Source organism: Desulfotomaculum defluvii (assembly GCF_054657375.1).
Genome location: NZ_BAAHYV010000006.1, coordinates 456,179 through 475,502, shown reverse-complemented (window position 1 = coordinate 475,502; position 19,324 = coordinate 456,179). Strand labels below are relative to the sequence as shown.

The 19,324-nt window shown below is 42.9% G+C and carries 23 protein-coding genes, 1 pseudogene and 1 other annotated feature; of the genes and pseudogenes, 3 read left to right on the top strand and 21 right to left on the bottom strand.

The window, feature by feature from the left end; all coding sequences use genetic code 11:
* Window positions 1-44 precede the first annotated feature (44 nt).
* On the top strand, window positions 45-833 hold the full coding sequence (gene fdhD / locus ACYQ03_RS05005; protein WP_459908070.1) for a formate dehydrogenase accessory sulfurtransferase FdhD: 789 nt from the start codon (window positions 45-47) through the stop codon (window positions 831-833).
* Between the two features lie 128 nt (window positions 834-961).
* On the opposite strand, the gene ACYQ03_RS05000 is transcribed toward fdhD, so the two are convergent.
* The 4 genes from ACYQ03_RS05000 to ACYQ03_RS04985 are packed head-to-tail and all read right to left on the bottom strand — an operon-like array spanning window position 962 to window position 4,765.
* A complete protein-coding gene (locus ACYQ03_RS05000) occupies window positions 962-1,339 on the bottom strand; it encodes a winged helix-turn-helix domain-containing protein (protein ID WP_459908069.1) in 378 nt (125 codons plus the stop codon).
* A gap of 8 nt (window positions 1,340-1,347) precedes the next feature.
* Window positions 1,348-3,282, bottom strand: coding sequence for a molybdopterin biosynthesis protein (locus tag ACYQ03_RS04995; RefSeq protein WP_459908068.1), 1,935 nt, complete (start codon window positions 3,280-3,282; stop codon window positions 1,348-1,350).
* Window positions 3,283-3,307: 25 nt separating this feature from the next.
* Window positions 3,308-4,537 carry a molybdopterin molybdotransferase MoeA gene (locus tag ACYQ03_RS04990; protein ID WP_459908066.1) on the bottom strand — a complete coding sequence of 410 codons (1,230 nt, stop codon included), beginning with the start codon at window positions 4,535-4,537 and terminating at the stop codon, window positions 3,308-3,310.
* A 48-nt stretch (window positions 4,538-4,585) separates the two neighbouring features.
* On the bottom strand, window positions 4,586-4,765 hold the full coding sequence (locus ACYQ03_RS04985) for a hypothetical protein (RefSeq protein WP_459908065.1): 180 nt from the start codon (window positions 4,763-4,765) through the stop codon (window positions 4,586-4,588).
* A 140-nt stretch (window positions 4,766-4,905) separates the two neighbouring features.
* On the opposite strand from ACYQ03_RS04985, the gene hemZ reads away from it, so the two are divergent.
* Entirely contained in the window at window positions 4,906-6,381 is a 1,476-nt protein-coding gene (gene hemZ / locus ACYQ03_RS04980) for a coproporphyrinogen dehydrogenase HemZ (protein ID WP_459908064.1), read from the top strand.
* Here hemZ and ACYQ03_RS04975 read toward each other — a convergent pair.
* From ACYQ03_RS04975 to ACYQ03_RS04905, 15 genes and pseudogenes are all read right to left on the bottom strand, one after another.
* On the bottom strand, window positions 6,378-6,968 hold the full coding sequence (locus ACYQ03_RS04975) for a 5-formyltetrahydrofolate cyclo-ligase (RefSeq protein WP_459908062.1): 591 nt from the start codon (window positions 6,966-6,968) through the stop codon (window positions 6,378-6,380). The two genes, hemZ and ACYQ03_RS04975, sit on opposite strands and share 4 nt — an antisense overlap.
* A 130-nt stretch (window positions 6,969-7,098) precedes the next feature.
* Window positions 7,099-7,530: an ACT domain-containing protein gene (locus tag ACYQ03_RS04970; RefSeq protein WP_459908061.1), complete on the bottom strand. Its 432-nt coding sequence runs from the start codon at window positions 7,528-7,530 to the stop codon at window positions 7,099-7,101.
* A gap of 25 nt (window positions 7,531-7,555) precedes the next feature.
* Window positions 7,556-8,860: a phenylacetate--CoA ligase family protein gene (locus tag ACYQ03_RS04965; RefSeq protein ID WP_459908059.1), complete on the bottom strand. Its 1,305-nt coding sequence runs from the start codon at window positions 8,858-8,860 to the stop codon at window positions 7,556-7,558.
* Window positions 8,861-9,066: 206 nt separating this feature from the next.
* Window positions 9,067-9,312: a binding site (T-box leader), on the bottom strand.
* Between the two features lie 355 nt (window positions 9,313-9,667).
* On the bottom strand, window positions 9,668-10,690 hold the full coding sequence (gene tsaD, locus ACYQ03_RS04960) for a tRNA (adenosine(37)-N6)-threonylcarbamoyltransferase complex transferase subunit TsaD (protein ID WP_459908058.1): 1,023 nt from the start codon (window positions 10,688-10,690) through the stop codon (window positions 9,668-9,670).
* Window positions 10,691-10,946: 256 nt separating this feature from the next.
* Complete coding sequence (rimI, locus tag ACYQ03_RS04955) at window positions 10,947-11,417, bottom strand: ribosomal protein S18-alanine N-acetyltransferase (protein WP_459908057.1); 471 nt, start codon at window positions 11,415-11,417, stop codon at window positions 10,947-10,949.
* An 8-nt stretch (window positions 11,418-11,425) separates the two neighbouring features.
* Window positions 11,426-12,130, bottom strand: coding sequence for a tRNA (adenosine(37)-N6)-threonylcarbamoyltransferase complex dimerization subunit type 1 TsaB (gene tsaB, locus ACYQ03_RS04950; RefSeq protein ID WP_459908056.1), 705 nt, complete (start codon window positions 12,128-12,130; stop codon window positions 11,426-11,428).
* Window positions 12,111-12,596 (bottom strand): tRNA (adenosine(37)-N6)-threonylcarbamoyltransferase complex ATPase subunit type 1 TsaE, encoded by a 486-nt coding sequence (gene tsaE / locus ACYQ03_RS04945; RefSeq protein WP_459908054.1) that lies wholly within the window; start codon window positions 12,594-12,596, stop codon window positions 12,111-12,113. Before tsaE ends, tsaB begins: the two co-directional genes overlap by 20 nt.
* A 252-nt stretch (window positions 12,597-12,848) precedes the next feature.
* Window positions 12,849-13,256: a response regulator gene (locus tag ACYQ03_RS04940; RefSeq protein ID WP_459908053.1), complete on the bottom strand. Its 408-nt coding sequence runs from the start codon at window positions 13,254-13,256 to the stop codon at window positions 12,849-12,851.
* A gap of 129 nt (window positions 13,257-13,385) precedes the next feature.
* Entirely contained in the window at window positions 13,386-14,540 is a 1,155-nt protein-coding gene (locus tag ACYQ03_RS04935) for an amidohydrolase (protein ID WP_459908052.1), read from the bottom strand.
* 21 nt (window positions 14,541-14,561) lie between these two features.
* Window positions 14,562-15,203, bottom strand: a pseudogene (locus ACYQ03_RS04930) (gamma-glutamyl-gamma-aminobutyrate hydrolase family protein); the annotation flags it as partial.
* Window positions 15,204-15,395: 192 nt separating this feature from the next.
* The gene (locus ACYQ03_RS04925; protein ID WP_459908050.1) at window positions 15,396-15,746 is read right to left on the bottom strand and encodes a type II toxin-antitoxin system PemK/MazF family toxin; all 351 of its coding nucleotides are present in this window, start codon (window positions 15,744-15,746) and stop codon (window positions 15,396-15,398) included.
* A gap of 7 nt (window positions 15,747-15,753) precedes the next feature.
* Window positions 15,754-16,029, bottom strand: coding sequence for a CopG family ribbon-helix-helix protein (locus ACYQ03_RS04920; RefSeq protein WP_459908048.1), 276 nt, complete (start codon window positions 16,027-16,029; stop codon window positions 15,754-15,756).
* Between the two features lie 64 nt (window positions 16,030-16,093).
* Window positions 16,094-16,609: an acetolactate synthase small subunit gene (gene ilvN / locus ACYQ03_RS04915; RefSeq protein WP_459908047.1), complete on the bottom strand. Its 516-nt coding sequence runs from the start codon at window positions 16,607-16,609 to the stop codon at window positions 16,094-16,096.
* Window positions 16,610-16,731: 122 nt separating this feature from the next.
* Window positions 16,732-17,106, bottom strand: a complete 375-nt coding sequence (locus tag ACYQ03_RS04910; protein ID WP_459908046.1) for a zinc-ribbon domain-containing protein — start codon at window positions 17,104-17,106, stop codon at window positions 16,732-16,734.
* On the bottom strand, window positions 17,093-17,575 hold the full coding sequence (locus ACYQ03_RS04905) for an N-acetyltransferase (protein ID WP_459908045.1): 483 nt from the start codon (window positions 17,573-17,575) through the stop codon (window positions 17,093-17,095). Before ACYQ03_RS04905 ends, ACYQ03_RS04910 begins: the two co-directional genes overlap by 14 nt.
* A 187-nt stretch (window positions 17,576-17,762) precedes the next feature.
* Between ACYQ03_RS04905 and ACYQ03_RS04900 the strand changes: the two genes are divergently transcribed.
* Window positions 17,763-18,092, top strand: coding sequence for a YmaF family protein (locus tag ACYQ03_RS04900; RefSeq protein ID WP_459908044.1), 330 nt, complete (start codon window positions 17,763-17,765; stop codon window positions 18,090-18,092).
* Window positions 18,093-18,154: 62 nt separating this feature from the next.
* On the opposite strand, the gene ACYQ03_RS04895 is transcribed toward ACYQ03_RS04900, so the two are convergent.
* Together ACYQ03_RS04895 and ACYQ03_RS04890 are read right to left on the bottom strand one after the other, a co-directional pair.
* Window positions 18,155-18,796 carry a rhomboid family intramembrane serine protease gene (locus tag ACYQ03_RS04895; RefSeq protein WP_459908043.1) on the bottom strand — a complete coding sequence of 214 codons (642 nt, stop codon included), beginning with the start codon at window positions 18,794-18,796 and terminating at the stop codon, window positions 18,155-18,157.
* A 181-nt stretch (window positions 18,797-18,977) separates the two neighbouring features.
* Window positions 18,978-19,310, bottom strand: coding sequence for a hypothetical protein (locus tag ACYQ03_RS04890; protein ID WP_459908042.1), 333 nt, complete (start codon window positions 19,308-19,310; stop codon window positions 18,978-18,980).
* Between the last annotated feature and the right edge of the window lie 14 nt (window positions 19,311-19,324).

Below are 19,324 nucleotides of genomic sequence, written 5' to 3'. Positions count from 1 at the left end.
AATAAAGGTATAGAATTTTCCTTCACCTTCTAGGAGGTTATCAAATGGTCTGGCAAATAAACAAAACAACAACTAAAATTATCCGCGTTAAAGGTGACAAAATAATAACTACTGAAGACTCCCTTGTACGAGAAGTACCCATAACACTGTTTTTAAATGATCAAGAGTTTGTTACAATGGTATGTTCTCCCCAGGCAATTAAAGAATTGGCCGTTGGATTTCTCTGCTCGGAAGGACTATTACAGTCACCAAATGAAATAAAAGACCTACGAATTGATCAAGAAAACGGGGTAGTTTACCTGGATGCACCAGGTATAGAAACAGAGTCCAAGTTTTTAAAAAGAAACATCACAACCTGTTGCGGTCGTGGACGGCCTGTCTTTTACTTTGTCAATGATGCAAAAAGCATGAATAAGGTGTCTACCAATATATTGGTAACCCCAGGGCAAGTATGGGATTTATCTGATCGCTTAGAAGAGATGTCCCAACTTTTTAAAGAAACCGGGGGCGTTCATAACGCTGCTCTATGTAATCCCACAGAGGTTATTTATTTTTATGAAGACGTGGGACGTCATAATGCAGTGGATAAAATCTTTGGTAGATCCTTTTTAGATGGTATTACTTTAAATGATAAAATTCTTGTCTTTAGCGGTAGAGTCTCTTCAGAAATTGTTATTAAAATTGGTAAAATGGGATTACCAGTAATCATCTCCCGCTCAGCCCCCACAGATTTAGGCCTAGAAATGGCTGAAAAACTAGGTATTACTGTGGTGGGTTTTGCTAAAGGAGAACGCATGAATGTCTATACTTATCCAGAGCGGGTGTTGGGGTAGGTAGTCAAAACCTACCCCAGTTTTTTACTAATTCATGCAAACCAAGCTTAAACCGTATTCCTATTACTTTCTCAAAGGTCTAGGGGTTAACCGCTAATTGCTATTGGCTAATGGCTAACAGCTAATAGCTACTCCCCAAAACACTGGTTGAAAATCTCCTGACTAACCTTTCCCATCTTTCTGCGAAACTCTCCAAAACACTTGACCAGTTTACTTCCTTCAGGTGTCAGTGTGGCACCGCCACCTGAGTCTCCCCCCACTTGGGTTTGAACAAGCAAAAATCCCCAGTTTTTTTCTGCCTTTTTTATTTTGCCCCAGGCAGCACGGTAAGACATGCCCATACTTTTAGCTGCCTGGGATATGGACCCATAACGTTGCACATTCAAAAGAAGATAATAGAGCCCATCTCCAAAATCCGTCTCCCCCATTTTCAACCATACTTTACAACCTGGTTGAAAATGTTCTTCTAGAGGCTGATTCAGGTTTTCCGGGTCATTCTTCTTCATACTTCCTCCTAGATTCCTTGACGATACATAACACCGCCGCAATCCCGCAAATCATAGCCACCCAGGGCTTCTACCTGCTGTCTAAACTCTGTGGTTGCAATTACTTCTAGCAAACGTTTGATATATGGTGTTTCCCAATATTCACCTGGAATACAGAGGTCATAGCGTTCTTCCACCACCGGGACAAAATCTAGCTCCAATGCCTTGGCCGCTGCCAAGATACCCAGTGCGGCATCAGCAGCTCCACTGGCCACAGCCGCTGCAACGGCCATGTGAGTATATTCCTCCCGGGTGTAACCATAAATAGTATCCGGATCAATATTTAATTGCTTGAGGCGGTAATCCAACAATATCCTGGTACCCGCTCCTCGTTGCCGGTTAATAAAACGTATTCCTTCTCGACCTAAGTCTTCTAAACCTTGAATATTCAAGGGGTTACCCTTAGCCACCATTAGGCCTTGCTGACGGTAAACTAGATTGACCAGGACCACGGGGCGATCACCCAACAATCTCTGAATATAGCTCACATTATAACCACCTGTCTCCTCATCCAACAAATGGGTCCCGGAGCAATGGCATTCACCCCGTTTTAAGGCTGAAAGACCTCCTAAACTGCCAACATTGGCACTGGAAAGGCTGGCTTCCGGAAACCTTCTGCGCAGATGGTTAGCTAAAATGTCCAAGGTCATATCATGGCTTCCAATGACCACTGTAGTCTGGCGAACTTCCTCCAGAGGGCGCATCAGTTCGATCTTGACGGATTCCCCTGCCCGATACCCCTCCGAAAGACGGGGCACCCTTAACATACCATCCGCCCTCACAAGGGACATGATGACTCCTGCTCCCCTAGAGATGGGGGTGGCTATCAATTTCTCCCCCACCTGACCCATCTTTACCCTGATAAATTCCTCCACTCCCATTGGAGATGGCATTTTACGAGAAATGATGGCCTCCGCAGTGACTGGATTGGGCTGTACCGCACCTAACATTTTGAAGACAATGGGACGAACAAATAACTCCATAGCTAAATAGGCCGATACCGGATAACCCGGTACACCAATTACAGGTTTATCATTGATTTCACCTAGGATAACAGGTTTGCCTGGCTTAATGGCTGCACCATGGGTTAACAGTGTGCCCAGTTCACGTACTAACTCTGCGGTAAAATCTTCCCGCCCGGCCGAAGATCCGGCATTGATAACTACAATATCTGCCTTCGCCACTGCCGCAAGAATCGATTGTTTGAGTTTACCCCAATCATCAATAGTAATGGGCCAACGCAGGGGTTCACCGCCCCAGGTACGAACTAAAGAACCAAAAACTCGTGTATTATACTCAACAATATCACCTGGCTTTATATCGCCTCCCGGCTGAACTAATTCTGTTCCCGTAGGCAATAAAGCCACCTTAGGTTTGCGGTGAACTCTTATTTTACCAATCCCACCGGCCAAGATTCCCCCGATATCCATGGGCCGAATTTTATGGTTGGCGGGCAGTATCATCTCTGTGGCTACAACATCTTCCCCAATGGCCCGCACGTGTTGCCAGGGGGCTGCTGCAGAGGTAATTTCAAATACTTCTTCCTCCACAAAGTGAACATCCTCGATCATAATAACGGCATCACATCCGGCCGGGATAGGATCTCCGGTGTCCACCACCTGTGCCTTCTCCCCTAATCGAATGAGTTTAGGTGAAGCATCTGAGGCACCAAAGGTGACGGCGGAATCCACTGCAATGCCGTCCATAGCTGAAGCATTGTAGTGAGGTGAGGAATTAAAGGCAAAAATAGGTTCTGCGGTAACCCGTCCCAATGCTTCCTCAGTATTAATCTCCTCAGGCTCTAAGGGGACCAATGATCCCTTTTCCCTAAGGTGATTGAGCAACCCCTCTAGGGCCTCTTCCCACGGACGATCATCTAGGTATACATCACGTTTATTTCTCATCAGCTTAATCTCCTATTCTTCTATGCTAAAAAAGCCAAACATCAAGCAATTCGCCGGCCTCTACCCCTTCTTTAGTCAGGGGAATATGGGCCACGCCGTCGGCCTTCACCATTGTACTAATGAGACCGGATTTGCCTAGTACTGGATCTGCCACGATAGTGCCATTTTCCAGCCGCCTCAGACTAACCCTCTGAAAGTCTTCGCGCCCGGTGGCAGAGTGAATATTTCTAGTAATAGCAGCCCGCAAAGGGTAATTTCTGCTGCTATCTCTGGTAGTTGCTCCTTGGATTAAAGGTCTGGCTAATAAATCAAAAACAATCATGGCTGAGACAGGGTGACCGGGTAAGCCAAAAACAACCTTGTCGTCCACTACAGCTCCAATGGAAGGTTTACCAGGCTTAATGGCAATACCATGAAACAATAGCCCTGGGCTACCTAGGGTTTCAATGACCTTAGCTGTGACATCTCTGGCACCTACAGAGCTGCCACCGGAAATGAGCACCATCTCATTTTCCCTCAGAGCAGTTAACACTGCCCGTTGCAAAGAATCAAAATTATCTTCAATAACTCCGTATAGTGTAGGTCGTCCGCCTGCTTCTAAAACCTGTCCATATAGAGTATAGGAATTAATGTCTCTTACTTTTCCTAGACTGGTGGGTTGGTCTGGTGTGATTAGCTCATTACCCGTAGATAAAATGCCCACCTTGACTGGTTTTTGAACAACTACTTCCGTAACACCCACTGCTGCTAATATACCTAGATCCTGGGGGCGTAATCGATGCCCTGCGGTTAATACCACAGCACCTTTAGTCACATCTTCCCCCCGCCGTACCAGATTATCTCCTGGCGCTGCCGGCCTGGTAACACCAATAGTTCTCTCATCAAGCTCCTCTGTGTATTCCACCATGACCACTGCATCAGCTCCGGGAGGTAGCATGCCTCCAGTGGGAATGGACCAAGCTTGCCCAGACCCAATTGGTCCCATGGCCTCTTCACCCATCAATACCTCCCCGGTCACATCCACATAGGAGGGCAGGCTCTCAGAAGCCCCAAAGGTATCTCTGGCTCGTAGGGCATAGCCATCCATGGTAGAACGGTCAAACCCGGGAACATCTTCTTGAGCAGTAATGTCTTGCGCTAATATTCGATTTAAACTTTGCAGAAGTGTTACAGTTTCTTCGTTATGCCAAGCAGGCAAATGGGAGGCTACGGCTGTGCGAGCCTGCTGAACTGTTAGTACTTTAAATAATTCCAAAGTCATTCCTCCAAGTGTAAAAAGAGTGGCCCTTTACCTTGACTGCATTTAGAAACAACCTAATTCACAGGCCTTAATTTTTATTTTTAGCTCATCGCAGATATCTCCCACAAACTTCGGTGGTACATTATTATCATTGGCGATCCTTCTAGCAGCTGTACAGGAAATCTTGCCATCCTTTGCTACTTCTTTAACACTCTGTAAAACTTTTTCCTTTTGTTCGTTCATGTTAATCTCCCCTCTTATTGGAATGGAGTCTATTTGTGTTATTATTACAATGCAATGTCAAAATATCCTGCCTGTTCCAGCAAGTGTTATGTTGATTATTACATAACGGTGCCGTAATTTGTCAAAAAGGAGAGAGAAAATTGATCATTGGCCTTTCAAACATCGCCTTTGAATACAGGGGAACTATCCAAGACATTATTTGGTTATTTTATCCCGGTGCAGAGTTGGTGGCTGAAGATAGAGGGGATTTTTCCCTCCATTTGAACCTAGGTAATTTAGAAGAACTTTTTGCTGAGGCCCAACTGTTTGCCAAGGATGTATCCTTAGCCCAACGAGAAGAAGGTCAGCCAATTACACCGGAGGAAAGCCCAAATGAACTAAAACGCCTGGCTCGGATGGCCGTATATAAACTTTTGGTTTCCTATAGTAGAACCAACCCCTCCCCCTGGGGTATCATGACTGGCATTCGTCCCACTAAAGTGGTTCACCGCCTACTTGATTTTGGTTGGGACATAGAATTAGTAAAGAATTACTTGCAGAATAATTATGCCCTGAGGCAGGATAAAGCAAATCTAATCACCTCTGTCGCAGGGATCCAACGACCATTTCTCTTATCAAAGGAACAAACCAAAAAATTAATCGCAATCTATATTGGTATTCCTTTTTGCCCTTCTAGATGCCTTTACTGCTCCTTTCCATCCTATCCCATTAAACGTCACCGGGATATGGTGGACCCTTTCCTAAAGGCACTGCTAAAAGAAATACAAGTTATTGGAGAAGCTATAAAATCCCAGGGCTTACTTGTGCAAAGCATCTATCTGGGTGGTGGTACTCCTACCAGCCTAAATTATGATAAGTTTCAGCTTTTACTGCAGGCCATCCAGCAGTATCTAAAAACTAATCATACCCTGGAATTTACTGTGGAGGGAGGTCGTCCCGATACCTTAAATGACGACGTTTTTGCTCTGCTTGCCGATTCAGGAGTAAATCGACTGAGCATCAATCCCCAAAGCATGAACCAAAAAACCCTGGACATAATCGGCCGCGCCCATACCGTTGAGGATATTTATGACTCCTTTGAGTCAGCCAGAAAATATTCTTTTCCTACTTTAAATATGGATCTAATAATTGGATTGCCCGGAGAAACAGTTGAGGATGTTGCTCGAACCATGAACAGTGTACTAATGCTTAAACCGGAAAATATAACAGTCCATGCACTGGCACTTAAACGCGCTTCAATATTAAAACAGCGTTTGGCCGAATTTCCCCTGTTACAGGCCGAGGAGGCTGTAGCCATGTGGCAGGAAACTGCTAGGGGGGCAGCAGTCCTTGGTCAACAGCCTTATTATATGTACCGACAGAAACAAATGGTTGGTAATCTGGAAAACATCGGCTATGCCTTGCCCGGTCATGAATGTATATACAACATTCAAATGATCGAGGAACGTCAAACCATTATTGGTCTAGGGGTTGGTGCTGGTTCCAAGTGGGTGGACCCAGAAACCTTTACCCTGGTAAACGAATATAATGCCAAGGACCCCAGACAGTATGTGGAGCGGCTGGATCAATATATTGCTCGTAAGCTGCAGCATATCGGGGAATTAGCCAATGCCTAAAGTACTGAGTTCTGGCACTGGATAATTCGTTTTTCTGTAACAATATATTGAACAGGCTGATCATATTGGCCCATAAGCATTGCAAAATCTTGCCTAACTTGAAATTCATAGGCCAAGGCCAGTGCCACAGCATCCTTTCTAAGACGAGGTAGGAAACGGTCATAGTATCCTCCGCCATAACCCATCCGGTTACCTTGGTAATCAAATACTGCCCCCGGCACAATAACCAAATCAATCTCCCTGGGGTCCATAGGACGAACTTTATCTGGGGCAGGCTCCAAAATCCCATAAGAACCGCTGGTAAGGTCTTCCGGGTAATTCACAAGGAGAGATGATATCATGGAGCGGTCCTGGGTATTGACCACAGGAACCACAACCTGCTTTCCAGTACCTAGGGCATGTTTGATTAAACTGTCAGTCTTAACCTCATTGCGGAAGTCTAAGTAAACCATGATTGTCCTGGCAAGTTGGTAAAGATTACAGCAAAGCAACCTTTCTGTAATACTGTTACTTTTATCAACTACTTCCCCTTGACTGAGATTGCCACGGGCTTCTAATACCTGTTTTCTGATTCTATCTTTATCCATCATCATACCTCTTTATTAGCCATTAGCTTTTAGCTATTAGCTGTTGACTTTTGGGTTTTAGGCTAACGGGCTAAAGACTAATAGCTAATGGCTATCATTGGAAAAATCCTCCCTGAGGGAGGATTTTTATTTAAATTTGATATACCTTTTCACCTGGTACTACATTGACGCCATTTTCTTTTAATACGTTAATAGCTTCATCAACCTGCTCTACCCGGAAAACAATTAAAGCTGCACTGGAACTTTGAGTAACAAAGGCATATAGATACTCAATATTAATTTCTGCTTTTTCCAGGAGGCGTAAAGTTTGGCTTAAGCCACCGGGTTGATCAGTAACCTCCACTGCAATAACATCGGTGGAACTAACGGTAAACCCTTCAGCCTTTAGAACCTGATAGGCCAATTCAGGCTTGTTAACAATCAATCGAAGAATACCAAAATCCGTAGTGTCTGCAATGGAAAGGGCGCGAATATTAATATCATTCCTTCCCAACACTTCCGTCACATTGGCTAGCCGTCCCTTCTTATTTTCCAAGAAAATGGATACTTGCTGTACTCGCAAACTAATACCCCCTTCTTTCTAAAGTTTATAACTCCCTTTTATCGATAACTCTTTTGGCCTTACCTTCGCTTCTGGGTAAAGATTTTGGTTCTACCAGTCTTATCCTTGCAGAAATACCCAAAACACTTAATATCCGCTGCCGCAATCTTCTCTCCAGAACTTCCAGGGCTGCAACCTTATCAGAAAACATTTTTTGGGATAATTCTACTTGTATCTCCAGATCATCCATTCCAGCTTTGCGGTCTACTACTAGAAGATAGTGGGGCTCTGTCTCGCCGAATTCCAGCAATACACTCTCAATTTGTGATGGAAATACATTTACCCCTCTGATAATGAGCATATCGTCTGTTCGGCCAGTTATGCGCTCCATGCGCAGGTGGGTTCTGCCACAGGCACACTTTTCTGGGTGAAGGGCTGAAATATCTCTAGTGCGGTAACGGATGACGGGGAAACCTTCTTTGGTTAAAGTGGTAAATACTAGCTCACCCTTTTGTCCGTAGGGAACAGGTTGCTCGGTCTTAGGGTCAATAATTTCCGGGATAAAATGATCTTCAAAAATATGCAGTCCATTTTTACAAGAGCATTCTACACCAACTCCTGGTCCCAACACTTCACTCAAACCATAGATGTCATGGGCACTAATTCCTAGTTTTTCTTCTAACTGTATCCTCATATTATCAGACCAGGGTTCCGCACCAAAGATACCAGCTTTAAGCCGCAGGTTTTTCAGATCAACACCAGCCGCATGAATCTCCTCAGCCAAATACAGGGCATAGGAGGGTGTACAGGTTAAAATTGTTGTGCCAAAATCCTGCATGAGCATAATCTGACGTGCTGTATTGCCTCCTGAAATCGGCACAATGGTTGCCCCGAGACGTTCAGCACCATAATGAATTCCTAGACCGCCGGTGAAAAGACCATAGCCGTATGCGTTTTGCACCACATCTTCTTTGGTTCCACCAGCCACCGTAATACAACGGGCCACTAGGTCAGACCAAGTTTCTAGGTCCCTTTTGGTATAACCCACCACAATGGGTTTCCCCGTGGTTCCTGAAGAGGCATGCATCCGTACAATTTCACTACGGGGTACCGCAAACAAACCAAAGGGATAAGTGTCCCGCAAATCTTTTTTGGTAGTAAAGGGCAAGTTTTTTAGATCATCCAGAGAATTTATATCCCCAGGGGAAATTCCTTTTTCCTGGAAGGCCTGGCGGTAAAAAGGAACTGAAGTATAAACCCTTTGCACTAGGCTCTTAAGCCTCTTCAACTGAATATCTGCCAGTTGCTCCCTTGACATTGTTTCATGATATACATCCCAGTATAAGGACATATCATACACCTCCATTTTATCAAATTTTTATAAAACTTATTAAATAAATTCCAAAGAACCCTGAAAAAATAAAAAAACCCCATCCCAGAAGGGACGGAGATACATCCGCGGTACCACCCTAATTGGCCAAAGGCCCTACTTAAATAGATACGGGAACAAAATCTCCCCCGGTAAAGACACCACAAAAATAAAAAAACTCCAAATCCCCAAGGGACGGAGTATTCTTTCCGTGGTACCACCCTACTTGCCAATAGCCACTTTACCGGTACGGGATATGATCCGATACCTTTTCCCTTTTAACGGCGGGAAGTCCCGTCTGCACCTACTATTGTTTTCAGCACAGAAACTCCGGAGGGAACTTCAATCAACCATACCATAAAGAAGCTTTCAGTCTCGACTTCTTCTCCCTGTAAGGTTGGGCATGATTTACTTTTCTCCATCATCGACATTTCATATCAACTTAGCAATAAATTACCATAACCTCAGCAATGAGTCAATATATTTTTTTGTTCGGTTGGATTTGTTTAATATTCACAAGAAAAACCCTTATTTCATAAGTTATTAACAGACTTATCCACATTGTCCACAGGCTTTCTTCCACAGAACAGTGGATAAACCACTTTTTAGCCGTCAGCCCTCAGCTTTTTTGCCTGTTTTACTTAGGGGTCTTGCGCCAAGTCTTGTTTGCTCTTATGCATGTCGGAAAGTTTATATCTACCGGTTGCCAAAAAAGCCCAAGGCCCACGGCTCAAGGCCCATGGCCCAATAGCAAAAACTAAAAACTAACGACTGAGGGCTGAGGGCTATTTAATACCTCTCTTCGCCCAATGGTAAACCTGGAACAGCATTCAAGGTCAAGGGGGCAAAGTCACCCCTAAGGAATTTATAGTACCCGGCACAGGCTATCATGGCTGCATTGTCGGTGCAAAGGTTTAAGGGTGGAAAAAAAACTTGGCAACCTACAGAGGGTGCCCTCTCCTGAAGCAACTCCCGCAGTCCTTGGTTTGCTGCCACACCACCTGCTACCACCAGGGTTTTAACACCTGTTTGACGGGCTGCCTGGATGGTCTTGTCCACTAAAACTTCCACAACTGCCCTTTGAAAGCTGGCAGCTAGGTCAGCTTGGTTAATTTCCTCATTTAACATCTTGGCCCTATTTAAATAATTTAATACAGCCGATTTTAACCCGCTAAAGCTAAAATCGAAGCTTCCTTCTTCCAGATAGGCTCGGGGGAATCTGATTGCCTGAGGATTTCCCATTTTGGCCAGTTTATCAATAAGCGGCCCCCCTGGGTAGCCTAAACCCATAGAACGTGCTATTTTATCAAAGGCTTCCCCCGCTGCATCATCACGGGTACGTCCCAGAAGCTTATATTCACCACGATTGGGCAAATATACTAGATCAGAATGTCCACCGGATACAACAAGACAAAGTAAGGGAAATTGTAAATCCGGTTGGGCTAAAAAATTAGCCGCAATATGTCCCTCCAGATGATTCACACCGATTAATGGAATATCCAGGGAGTAGGCCATGGCCTTAGCCGCAGCCACCCCCACCAGCAATGCTCCTACCAGGCCAGGGCCATAGGTCACGGCCACAGCATCAAGATCCGCCAGGTTAATTCCTGCTTTATCTAGTGCCTCAATAATCACAGGATGAACATTCTCTAAATGTTTTCTTGATGCTACCTCGGGTACAACTCCGCCAAACTTTTTATGTATTTCAATCTGAGACGCTACAATATTGGAACGTAGATCAACCCCATCCACCAGCACCGCTGCAGAGGTCTCGTCACAGGATGTTTCAATACCCAAAATTGTTATACTCATATTTCCTCCATCTTCGTCAGCTTTTAACTTTTAACCTTTAGCCTTTAGCTGTTAGCTAGTTGTGTTTGTTGTTAGTGACAGGAGAGGCTGGATCACTGAGGATACTTTGCTGTCCAGGAGTCAGCCCCCTTAATTAGGCATGTTTTTACTCTTTACTACTGGTGTAACGATATGCATGTCTTTTAGCTATACTTACCCCTTTATACAAGCGTTTCTAATGGCTAAAAGCTAATAGCTAAAAGCCACTGGCTAATGGCTAGTCCGGGCCAAAGTCCGGCACTTTCACCAGATCGACCCACATAATAATTGCATCCTCGTTTGTATCAGTATAGTACTTTTTACGAACTCCTCTTTCCTTAAAACCTAATATTTCATATAACTTACGGGCCGTATAGTTGGAGGGCCTTACCTCCAAGGTCATACGCACGGCACCTCTCATTATTGCCTGGCGCATCATTTCCAATAATAAAGATTTCCCTAATTTTTTCCCTCGATAATCGGGACGAACAGCTATGTTTGTAATATGAGCTTCATCAAGAACAAGCCACATTCCCGCATAGGCAACCACTTTCTCTTCGTTTAAAGCTACCATATAGCAAGCAAAATTATTTTGCGTAATTTCATAGGTAAAGGATTGCTGAGACCAGGGTGTTGGAAAAGATACCTGCTCAATTTGCAGAACACCTGGAATATGCTCAAGTTTCATCTCTACCAGCCTAACCTCCATGACTTCACCTACTTCCCACATTTTGCCGCTAACTTTACCTCCGCTTCGGATAAACGGATATAGTCGGCCTTAAGTTCTAGGGGCTTAATCCCACCCCCGGATACCAACTCCAAATAACCTAGTTCAGCCACCGCCGCACCTCTGGGCAGTTGGGTAGATTGTGGGCTAAATTCTGCTCGGTCACCCATTAACTTTTTAATTTCTTCTTGATAGATGGGAACTGCATCCCCCATAAAGGTGATCTTCTCTGGCCATTTTTCTAATCTTTGTACTAACTCTGGAATACCAATGGCCAAAGGTCCTGATAAATTCTCGGGCCGTCCTGATTGTCCCCTAAAGATATTGGCATATACTTCGTTTTTACGGGCATTTAGTATCGGACAAACTATTTGATCCCTGGCTCCCAAAGGCAAAGCTAAAGCCTCCAAGGTGGATACCCCGATAACCGGTATTTGCCAAATCCAGGCAAGGGTTTTGGCCGTGGTCATACCAATTCTCAATCCAGTAAAGGAACCGGGACCGGAAGATACCGCTACCCCATTGACATCTCCAGGGTTTATTCCTGCTTCTTCAATAACAGCCTTAATCATGGGTAATAAATTGACTGAATGAGTTCGACGATTGTTAACCAAGTGTTCCGCCAGAATTCGTCCATCCTCTACTACCGCTACCCCAGCTACCGGTGTTGCTGCTTCAATTCCTAGAACATACAAGTTTCTTCAACTCCTCTACTAGCTGCTGATAACGCTTTCCCACAGGTTCAAAACAAATGTTACGAACCGACTCTGCATTGGACTCCCTAAATAAATTTATATTTAACAGTTCTCTTGGCAGAACCTCTTTTACCTTTTCGGCCCACTCTATCAGGCATACACCCTGCCCATAAAAATAATCCTCATAACCTAAATCCTCCATGTCCTCTGGGCCGCTAAGACGATAGACATCAAAATGATAAAGGGGGAGTCTTCCTTCATATTCGTTAATTAAGGTAAAGGTGGGGCTTGTTACGGCACCGCTAACGCCCAGACCCCTAGCCACGCCCTGAGAAAAGGCTGTCTTTCCTGCTCCAAGGTCACCATTAAGACATATTACATCTCCTGGAATTAACAATGTCGCCAACTTTTCTCCTAATTGTTTTGTTTCTTCTGGAGTACTGGTCTTAATTTCTGATAATTTCATTCTTTATTGTTCACCTTCATTACATCTAAAATGACTTATTTGCCTACATAAACTTTAAAGCATGTCCTATCTATTTTTTCCAATCAGGTTGAAGTATAAAAAATAAATTTAAATTTAAATTCACAGCAGACAAACTATGGTTATTATATATTAAAGCCCCCCCTCTGCAAAGATAAGGCTCCTAGCAGGACATACCCTTTTATATCAACATTCCTATGCCCTAGTATATTAAAAAAATAAAACTATGCAACTTTACGCATAGTTTTTAATACAAGTGTGTTCATAGGAACCCTCATGGGTATTTATATTATCCAACAAATTTTTCACTTCTTCAACATCAAAGGGTTTGCTCATACATTTCATAGCTCCCTTTTGCAAAGCAATGGTTGCAGTGTCTTCGGCACTATAGGCCGTCATCATAATCACTTCTGTCAGAGGAGCAATCTTTTTAATTTTTCCAAGCGCCTCTAAACCACCCATAACAGGCATCCTTACATCCATAAATACCAAATCAGGTTTGACCAAGCGAACTTGATCCACAGCCTCGACACCGTTTTGTGCAGTAAAAACCCTATGCCCTGATTCTTTTACCAATATTTCAAGTAGATAACGTACCCCTGCCTGATCATCTACTATCAAAACATCTAATTTAGGCTTCATTTTTCTACTCCTCCCGACATTTTGTGACATTATTCCATATTAGGTACATATTACCATTTTCACTAATGTTTCGACGGGAGTTGGATAAATCCTTCTTTAAAATAAATTTTTTATAGGAAATTTTTCCTATTACCCCATCACTAGGCAGCCATTTACAAAAACCTTTTCGACCTGATGATTTGGGTCGAATATTGGTCTGTCGATAATAATTATATCCGCATCTTTGCCCACTTCAAGGGACCCTACTTGAGCATCAATGTTCAATAATCTAGCTGCATTAATGGTTATGGCTTTCAGGGCTTCTTCTTCTGGCAGCCCCCCTTTGACAGCTAGACTTGTGGATAGACTAAGTAAATTGACAGGTACAACAGGGTGATCTGTCATAATGGCAAAGGGTATCCCCTTTTGATACATAGTCATGGCTGTTTCCAAACTTCTGTTCATCAATTCTACCTTTGCCCGGTTACTAATAATCGGTCCCACAACAGCCTTGACACCAGCTGCTGCTAACCAAGGAGCAATCAAATGTCCTTCCGTGCAGTGCTCTATTATCAATTCTATATTAAATTCTTTGGCGATACGAATAGCTGTCATAATGTCATCGGCCCGATGGGCATGAACTCGCAAAGGAATTTCTCCATTTAGAACCCGACCAACAGCTTCTAGCTTCAAATTGCGTTCCGGGGCTACTGCGTCATCCTTTGCCGCCTTGGCTATTTTTTCCAAGTAGGTTTTAGCTGCCACCAAGGTCTCCCGTAGTAGAGCTGCTGATGCCATCCGGGTAACAGGCATCTTATTTTTATTTCCGTACACTCGCTTGGGGTTTTCGCCCAGAGCACATTTTAGTCCAGCTGGAAACCGCAAAATCATCTCATCTACCACTGTACCTGCAGTTTTCATAATAACCATTTCGCCACCTATGATATTGGCACTACCAGGCCCAGTAACTATTGTGGTAACACCACCTGCCAATGCATCCTTAAAACCTAAGTCTGCAGGGTTTATTGCATCAATGGCCCTCAAATGGGGAGTTATAGGGTCTGCCGTTTCATTGGTGTCATCACCCTCTATACGATAAGTTTCTTCCATTATTCCTACATGGGTGTGTGCATCAATTAGGCCTGGCATGACATACTTTCCTGCAGCATCAATGATTTCCACTTGCTCAGGCAAGGCTACATCTTCTCCTACCTGCACAATTTTCCCTTCACTTACTAGGACAGTACCCTTTGATATAGCGGGACCGTTCATGGTATACACAGTTCCATTAATAATGGCCAGCATAAATCATACTTCACTCCTTAATTAGTTAGCTATCTTAGCTGCTTGCACAAATCTTTTAAACAATTCAAAAATACGTTCATCCTTATGCCACATACATTCTGGATGGCACTGGACTCCTAGAACAAATGAATTAGTTATACTCTCAATACCTTCCACAACGCCGTCCGTCGACCGGGCATTGACAACAAAGCCTTCTCCGAGGATGCCAACAGCTTGATGATGGTAGGAATTGACCACAATCCTTTCTCCCCAAATACCTGACAAGCGACTACCGGGAGAAATGTTGATGGTATGTGTACCATACCATTTAGGAGCCTGTTGACTATGTTTTACTGGACTTTGCATATTAGATTCGATATCTTGGAGGATAGTACCTCCCGCCGCTATATTGAGTACCTGAACACCTCGGCAAATGGCCAGCAGGGGCAAATCCTGAGCAAGGACTTGGCGTGTTAAGGTTAATTCAAATTTATCCCTTTCCGGGCATATCTCTCCCATATTAGGATGGGGCTCCTGGCCAAATTGTAGTGGGTCCACGTCAACACCACCGGATAAAATCAGCCCATCAATGGACTTTAGCAATGAACTTACATTACTCTCAGATAAAGTACAGGGTAAAATTATGGGCAAACCCCCAGCGGCCTCCACAGCATCAACGTAATACTGTGCTAAAAATGTCCTACCAGTTTGCTCATCATAAGAACTGGTAATGCCAATGACAGGAACCATTTCAAACCTCCTTCTTGTCATTAGCCTTTAGCCCTTAGCTTTTAGCTACAGATAACCTTTTAGTAATAGCTAATGGCTAATAGCTAATAAAAATACACCCCTTACTGGAGTGTATTAATTACTAGGTTAGATTTCCACTAGCCCAAGACTAATTTCAACAGCTTGATCCACCCTATTCATCAAATCCTCGTTTAAAGAAGATACCTTCTCAAATAGCCTGCTCTTATCAATGGTTCTAAGCTGTTCCAAAAGAACCACAGAATCCTTCTCCAGACCACTAACCTTGGCCTGTATTTCCACATGGGTAGGCAGCTTTGCCTTAGCGATTTGAGAAGTAATAGCTGCAATAATAGTAGTGGGACTATATTGATTCCCGATGTCATTTTGTAAAATTAATACCGGCCTAATGCCTCCCTGTTCAGATCCGACCACAGGGCTGAGGTCAGCATAAAAAACATCTCCCCGTCGGACTTGCATGAAAGTTTTATCCCTCCGCTTTGGCCAGCTCATAACCACTGGAAACATTTTCTATACGCTGGTACTCTATGGCCAGGGTCAGGTTTAATTTGGCCATTTCCAAATAACCCTTCTTCATTTGTTCTCTTAAAATACGTCGCTTACGCTCAGCAATATATAACTTCATTGCCTCCCGAATAAACTCACTGCGATTGACCCTTTCTTCCTCGACTATGTTGTCCACTTCCTCCAGCAGACTGTCGGGTAGGCTAATCATAATTCGTTTGACATGTGCTTGTGACACCTACCGGACCCCCTTGTTCTATACTATATGCTATATAATAAATATATACCCCAAAATAGCTAAATTATGTTAGGTCATTATCTGGAGCATCCTTAGCTGCGCTGGGTCCCCTATCTAAACAAATTTTCCCAGTACGCACCATCTCAACTATACCATGTCCCTGGAGCATACTACAAAGAGCATCAATTTTTTCTTCAGTACCAGTTAACTCAATGACCATTGTCTCCTTGTTTACATCAACCACATTGGCACGGAAGATATCGACAATATTAACAATATCAGCACGTAGGTTTGTGTCATGGGCCTTGACCTTAATCAAAGCCAGTTCTCTATTAATAGAATCAGAAACAGCCAATTCATGAATTTTAATAACATCCACTAGCTTACTAAGCTGTTTTACGACTTGATATAGGATATTTTCATCACCCTGAACAACTAGAGTAATCCTAGTTATATTAGGATCCTCGGTATAACCAGCAGCAATACTCTCAATATTGAACATCCGGCGACTGATAAGCCCAGAAATTCTTGCTAATACCCCAGGCTTGTTTAATACAAGAACAGCCAAACTATGTCTCATAAATAACTCTCCTTATCCCCGTGGCCACTATGCTTTATTTACAACTTGATAGAAGCCAAAGTTATTTTTTCTACATACATGTTATATATCCTTGTTGCAAATGTATGTAATTTATGGTAACTCTATTCAACAACCTTTGTGCCGCAGTTAGGGCAAAATTTACCTTCCTCCGGTAGTTGGGTATTACATTGGGGACACACTGGTGGTTTGGGCATCAATTTTTCTATTTGCTCCCTAAAGTTTTGAATATCTAGTTCAACTGCCTTAGTACTTTGGCACAGTCTTTCAATCTCCTCAGCTAATTCCTCTTCTCCCTTAAATTTACGGTAATAAAGTTCTCCAATAGCCTCAATGTTGTTTTCCATGATCTTTTCCAATTTATTAATTTCATAGCGCGTTTTAGTAACTTCCAGCAACTCTCCAGATTTCTTTGTGATTCCCTTGGCTTTTTCACCAATATCCTTGGCCTTTTCACTAATGTTTTTAATAAACTCCACCCTCACTCCCCCTTTTCTCTAGTTCTAAAACTACAGCACTTTCTTCACAGTTTGGAAACTGCGGGCAGTTAACACATTCCTTCCAAACCTTTTGAGGTAATTTCTCTTTATCTATTAAATGAAAGCCACACTTAGCGAAAAACTCTGGCTTATAGGTGAGGGAAAACACCCTTGGTAATTCCAGTTCTTTTGCTTCTAATAAAAATATCTCCACCAGAGCTTTTCCTAGCCCTTGACGTATATATTCCGGTGCCACTGCCAATGCCCTTATCTCTGCCAAATCACTCCAAAGAACATGGAGCGAACCTGCTGCTACAACTTTGTTATCAATTTCTACCACCGAGAATTCCCTTATCCCCTCGTAAAGGAATGTGCGTGCCCGGGCCAACATTTGCCCCTCAGATGCATAATGAGTAATTAATTTGTGTATATCTTCAACATCAGATATTTTTGCCTTTCTTATTAGCACTGTTATATCTCCTTAGTAAAAAATATATATCAAAATATATATAATATATTCGCTTTATTCCACAGATACCCTGCTATATTCAACAAATTACATATTTTTTTTAGGAATACTGTTAAAAAAATTGACATAAGGCAGGAACCTGCTGCCAAGTCTACACATAACATGAACCAGGAAGGAGGAAACCTTTATGTCTGTGGTTGTTGCTGACCCCAGCCCCTTTCACCATCATCTAGTGACAGGAAATACCACCTGTGATAATAAACATAGTCATAGTTTTTCAGGGGTGACAGGGCAAGAAATTATTTTACCGAATTGTTCTGATTTGGACCATGTTCACGAAATTTATATTACTCACTGCTCCTTTTTAAATATGCATAACCATCAAATTAAAGGGATCACCGGTCCCCCCGTGTGGGTTTCTGAAACCGAACATTATCATGATTTTTGCGGCTGCACACTCCCCTGTGCTGCAGATGGCCATACCCACAATTTCTCCGGTACATCTAAGATTACCTAAAAAATTGCTCCCTATATGCTAATAAAACCCTGTCGTTTATTTTAACGTCAGGGTTTAGTAATTTAATACCTGTATTTTTGAAAGAATTTGACCAACAAAGCCCCAGCAGCAAAGCCACCAATATGGGCAAGAAAGGCAACGGACTGTGCACCTTGGAAGGTTTGGTTAAAAATTTGTAAGAGAAACCAAAAACCCAAAAAGTATAGCGCTGGTATGTGAATGATTTGAATGAAAATGAATATGGGAATAAGTGTTAGAACCTTTGCATGGGGAAACAAAACGAAGTACCCCCCCAATACACCAGCAATGGCCCCACTGGCCCCAATAAGTGGTGAAGTTGAAGTGGGATCAGACAATACATGGGCCAGAGTTGCAATATAACCTGTGATTAGATAGAAAATCAAAAAGCGAAACTTTCCCATGCGATCTTCTACATTGTCACCAAAGATCCATAAGTACAGCATATTACCCAGAAAATGCATCCAACCACCATGCATAAACATTGCTGTAGTCATAAAAAATAGCTGGCTGACCAACCCATACTGAAATAAATCCGCCGGGGTAACACCAAAGGCAAAGATCAGATTTTCCATACTGGGCCCCAAAGACCGTTCAAATAACCAGACTAAGGTGTTAATTATAATAAGGGTTAGTGTAACCAGCGGAAATCTCCTGGAAGGGATATTATCCTTTAAAGGAATCACATTTGAAACCTCCAGCTTTTTAATTATTATATATCATTTTATGCTTAAAATTTCTGCAATGTCATCAAGACTAAAAACTATAACCCGCAGTATAACTGCGGGTCCTTATATATCTCTAAATAGAATAATAATTGCCTTTCAACAACTGCCTTAACAGTAAAACATATAGGCTAAGCTTGTTCTAATGCTTTGGGCATGGATTTAATGGGTTAAAATCCTTCATGTACTTGGGTTGTACTTCTCTCCACGACTCACCAATGGGTTGCAAGTACTGCTCACCTATCCTCTGAACCTCACGTTCAAAATCCCCTGCGTCACCTTCTCCTTCTACAAGGGTTTCCATCCTTTGATTGGCATCTTCAGAAAAAATTTTATAGGAGATTTTTCCGTTAGCTGTTTCTAATTTAGAAAAGGCCTTTAAGCGTTTACCATCCATATCTCCTACAAAAATTTTATGTACTTCTTCACCCGGTGTTTTATAAACGTAAAAATCTTGTTCCGGCAGACGCTGCATAGTATTCCCTCCGT

Coding starts and splice junctions, on each gene's coding strand:
- fdhD (WP_459908070.1), top strand. CDS start 45: ATGGTCTGGCAAATAAACAAAACAACAACTAAAATTATCCGCGTTAAA.
- ACYQ03_RS05000 (WP_459908069.1), bottom strand. CDS start 1,339: ATGAAGAAGAATGACCCGGAAAACCTGAATCAGCCTCTAGAAGAACAT.
- ACYQ03_RS04995 (WP_459908068.1), bottom strand. CDS start 3,282: ATGAGAAATAAACGTGATGTATACCTAGATGATCGTCCGTGGGAAGAG.
- ACYQ03_RS04985 (WP_459908065.1), bottom strand. CDS start 4,765: ATGAACGAACAAAAGGAAAAAGTTTTACAGAGTGTTAAAGAAGTAGCA.
- ACYQ03_RS04975 (WP_459908062.1), bottom strand. CDS start 6,968: ATGGATAAAGATAGAATCAGAAAACAGGTATTAGAAGCCCGTGGCAAT.
- ACYQ03_RS04965 (WP_459908059.1), bottom strand. CDS start 8,860: ATGTCCTTATACTGGGATGTATATCATGAAACAATGTCAAGGGAGCAA.
- tsaD (WP_459908058.1), bottom strand. CDS start 10,690: ATGAGTATAACAATTTTGGGTATTGAAACATCCTGTGACGAGACCTCT.
- rimI (WP_459908057.1), bottom strand. CDS start 11,417: ATGGAGGTTAGGCTGGTAGAGATGAAACTTGAGCATATTCCAGGTGTT.
- tsaE (WP_459908054.1), bottom strand. CDS start 12,596: ATGAAATTATCAGAAATTAAGACCAGTACTCCAGAAGAAACAAAACAA.
- ACYQ03_RS04940 (WP_459908053.1), bottom strand. CDS start 13,256: ATGAAGCCTAAATTAGATGTTTTGATAGTAGATGATCAGGCAGGGGTA.
- ACYQ03_RS04935 (WP_459908052.1), bottom strand. CDS start 14,540: ATGCTGGCCATTATTAATGGAACTGTGTATACCATGAACGGTCCCGCT.
- ACYQ03_RS04925 (WP_459908050.1), bottom strand. CDS start 15,746: ATGCAAGTCCGACGGGGAGATGTTTTTTATGCTGACCTCAGCCCTGTG.
- ilvN (WP_459908047.1), bottom strand. CDS start 16,609: ATGAGACATAGTTTGGCTGTTCTTGTATTAAACAAGCCTGGGGTATTA.
- ACYQ03_RS04900 (WP_459908044.1), top strand. CDS start 17,763: ATGTCTGTGGTTGTTGCTGACCCCAGCCCCTTTCACCATCATCTAGTG.
- ACYQ03_RS04890 (WP_459908042.1), bottom strand. CDS start 19,310: ATGCAGCGTCTGCCGGAACAAGATTTTTACGTTTATAAAACACCGGGT.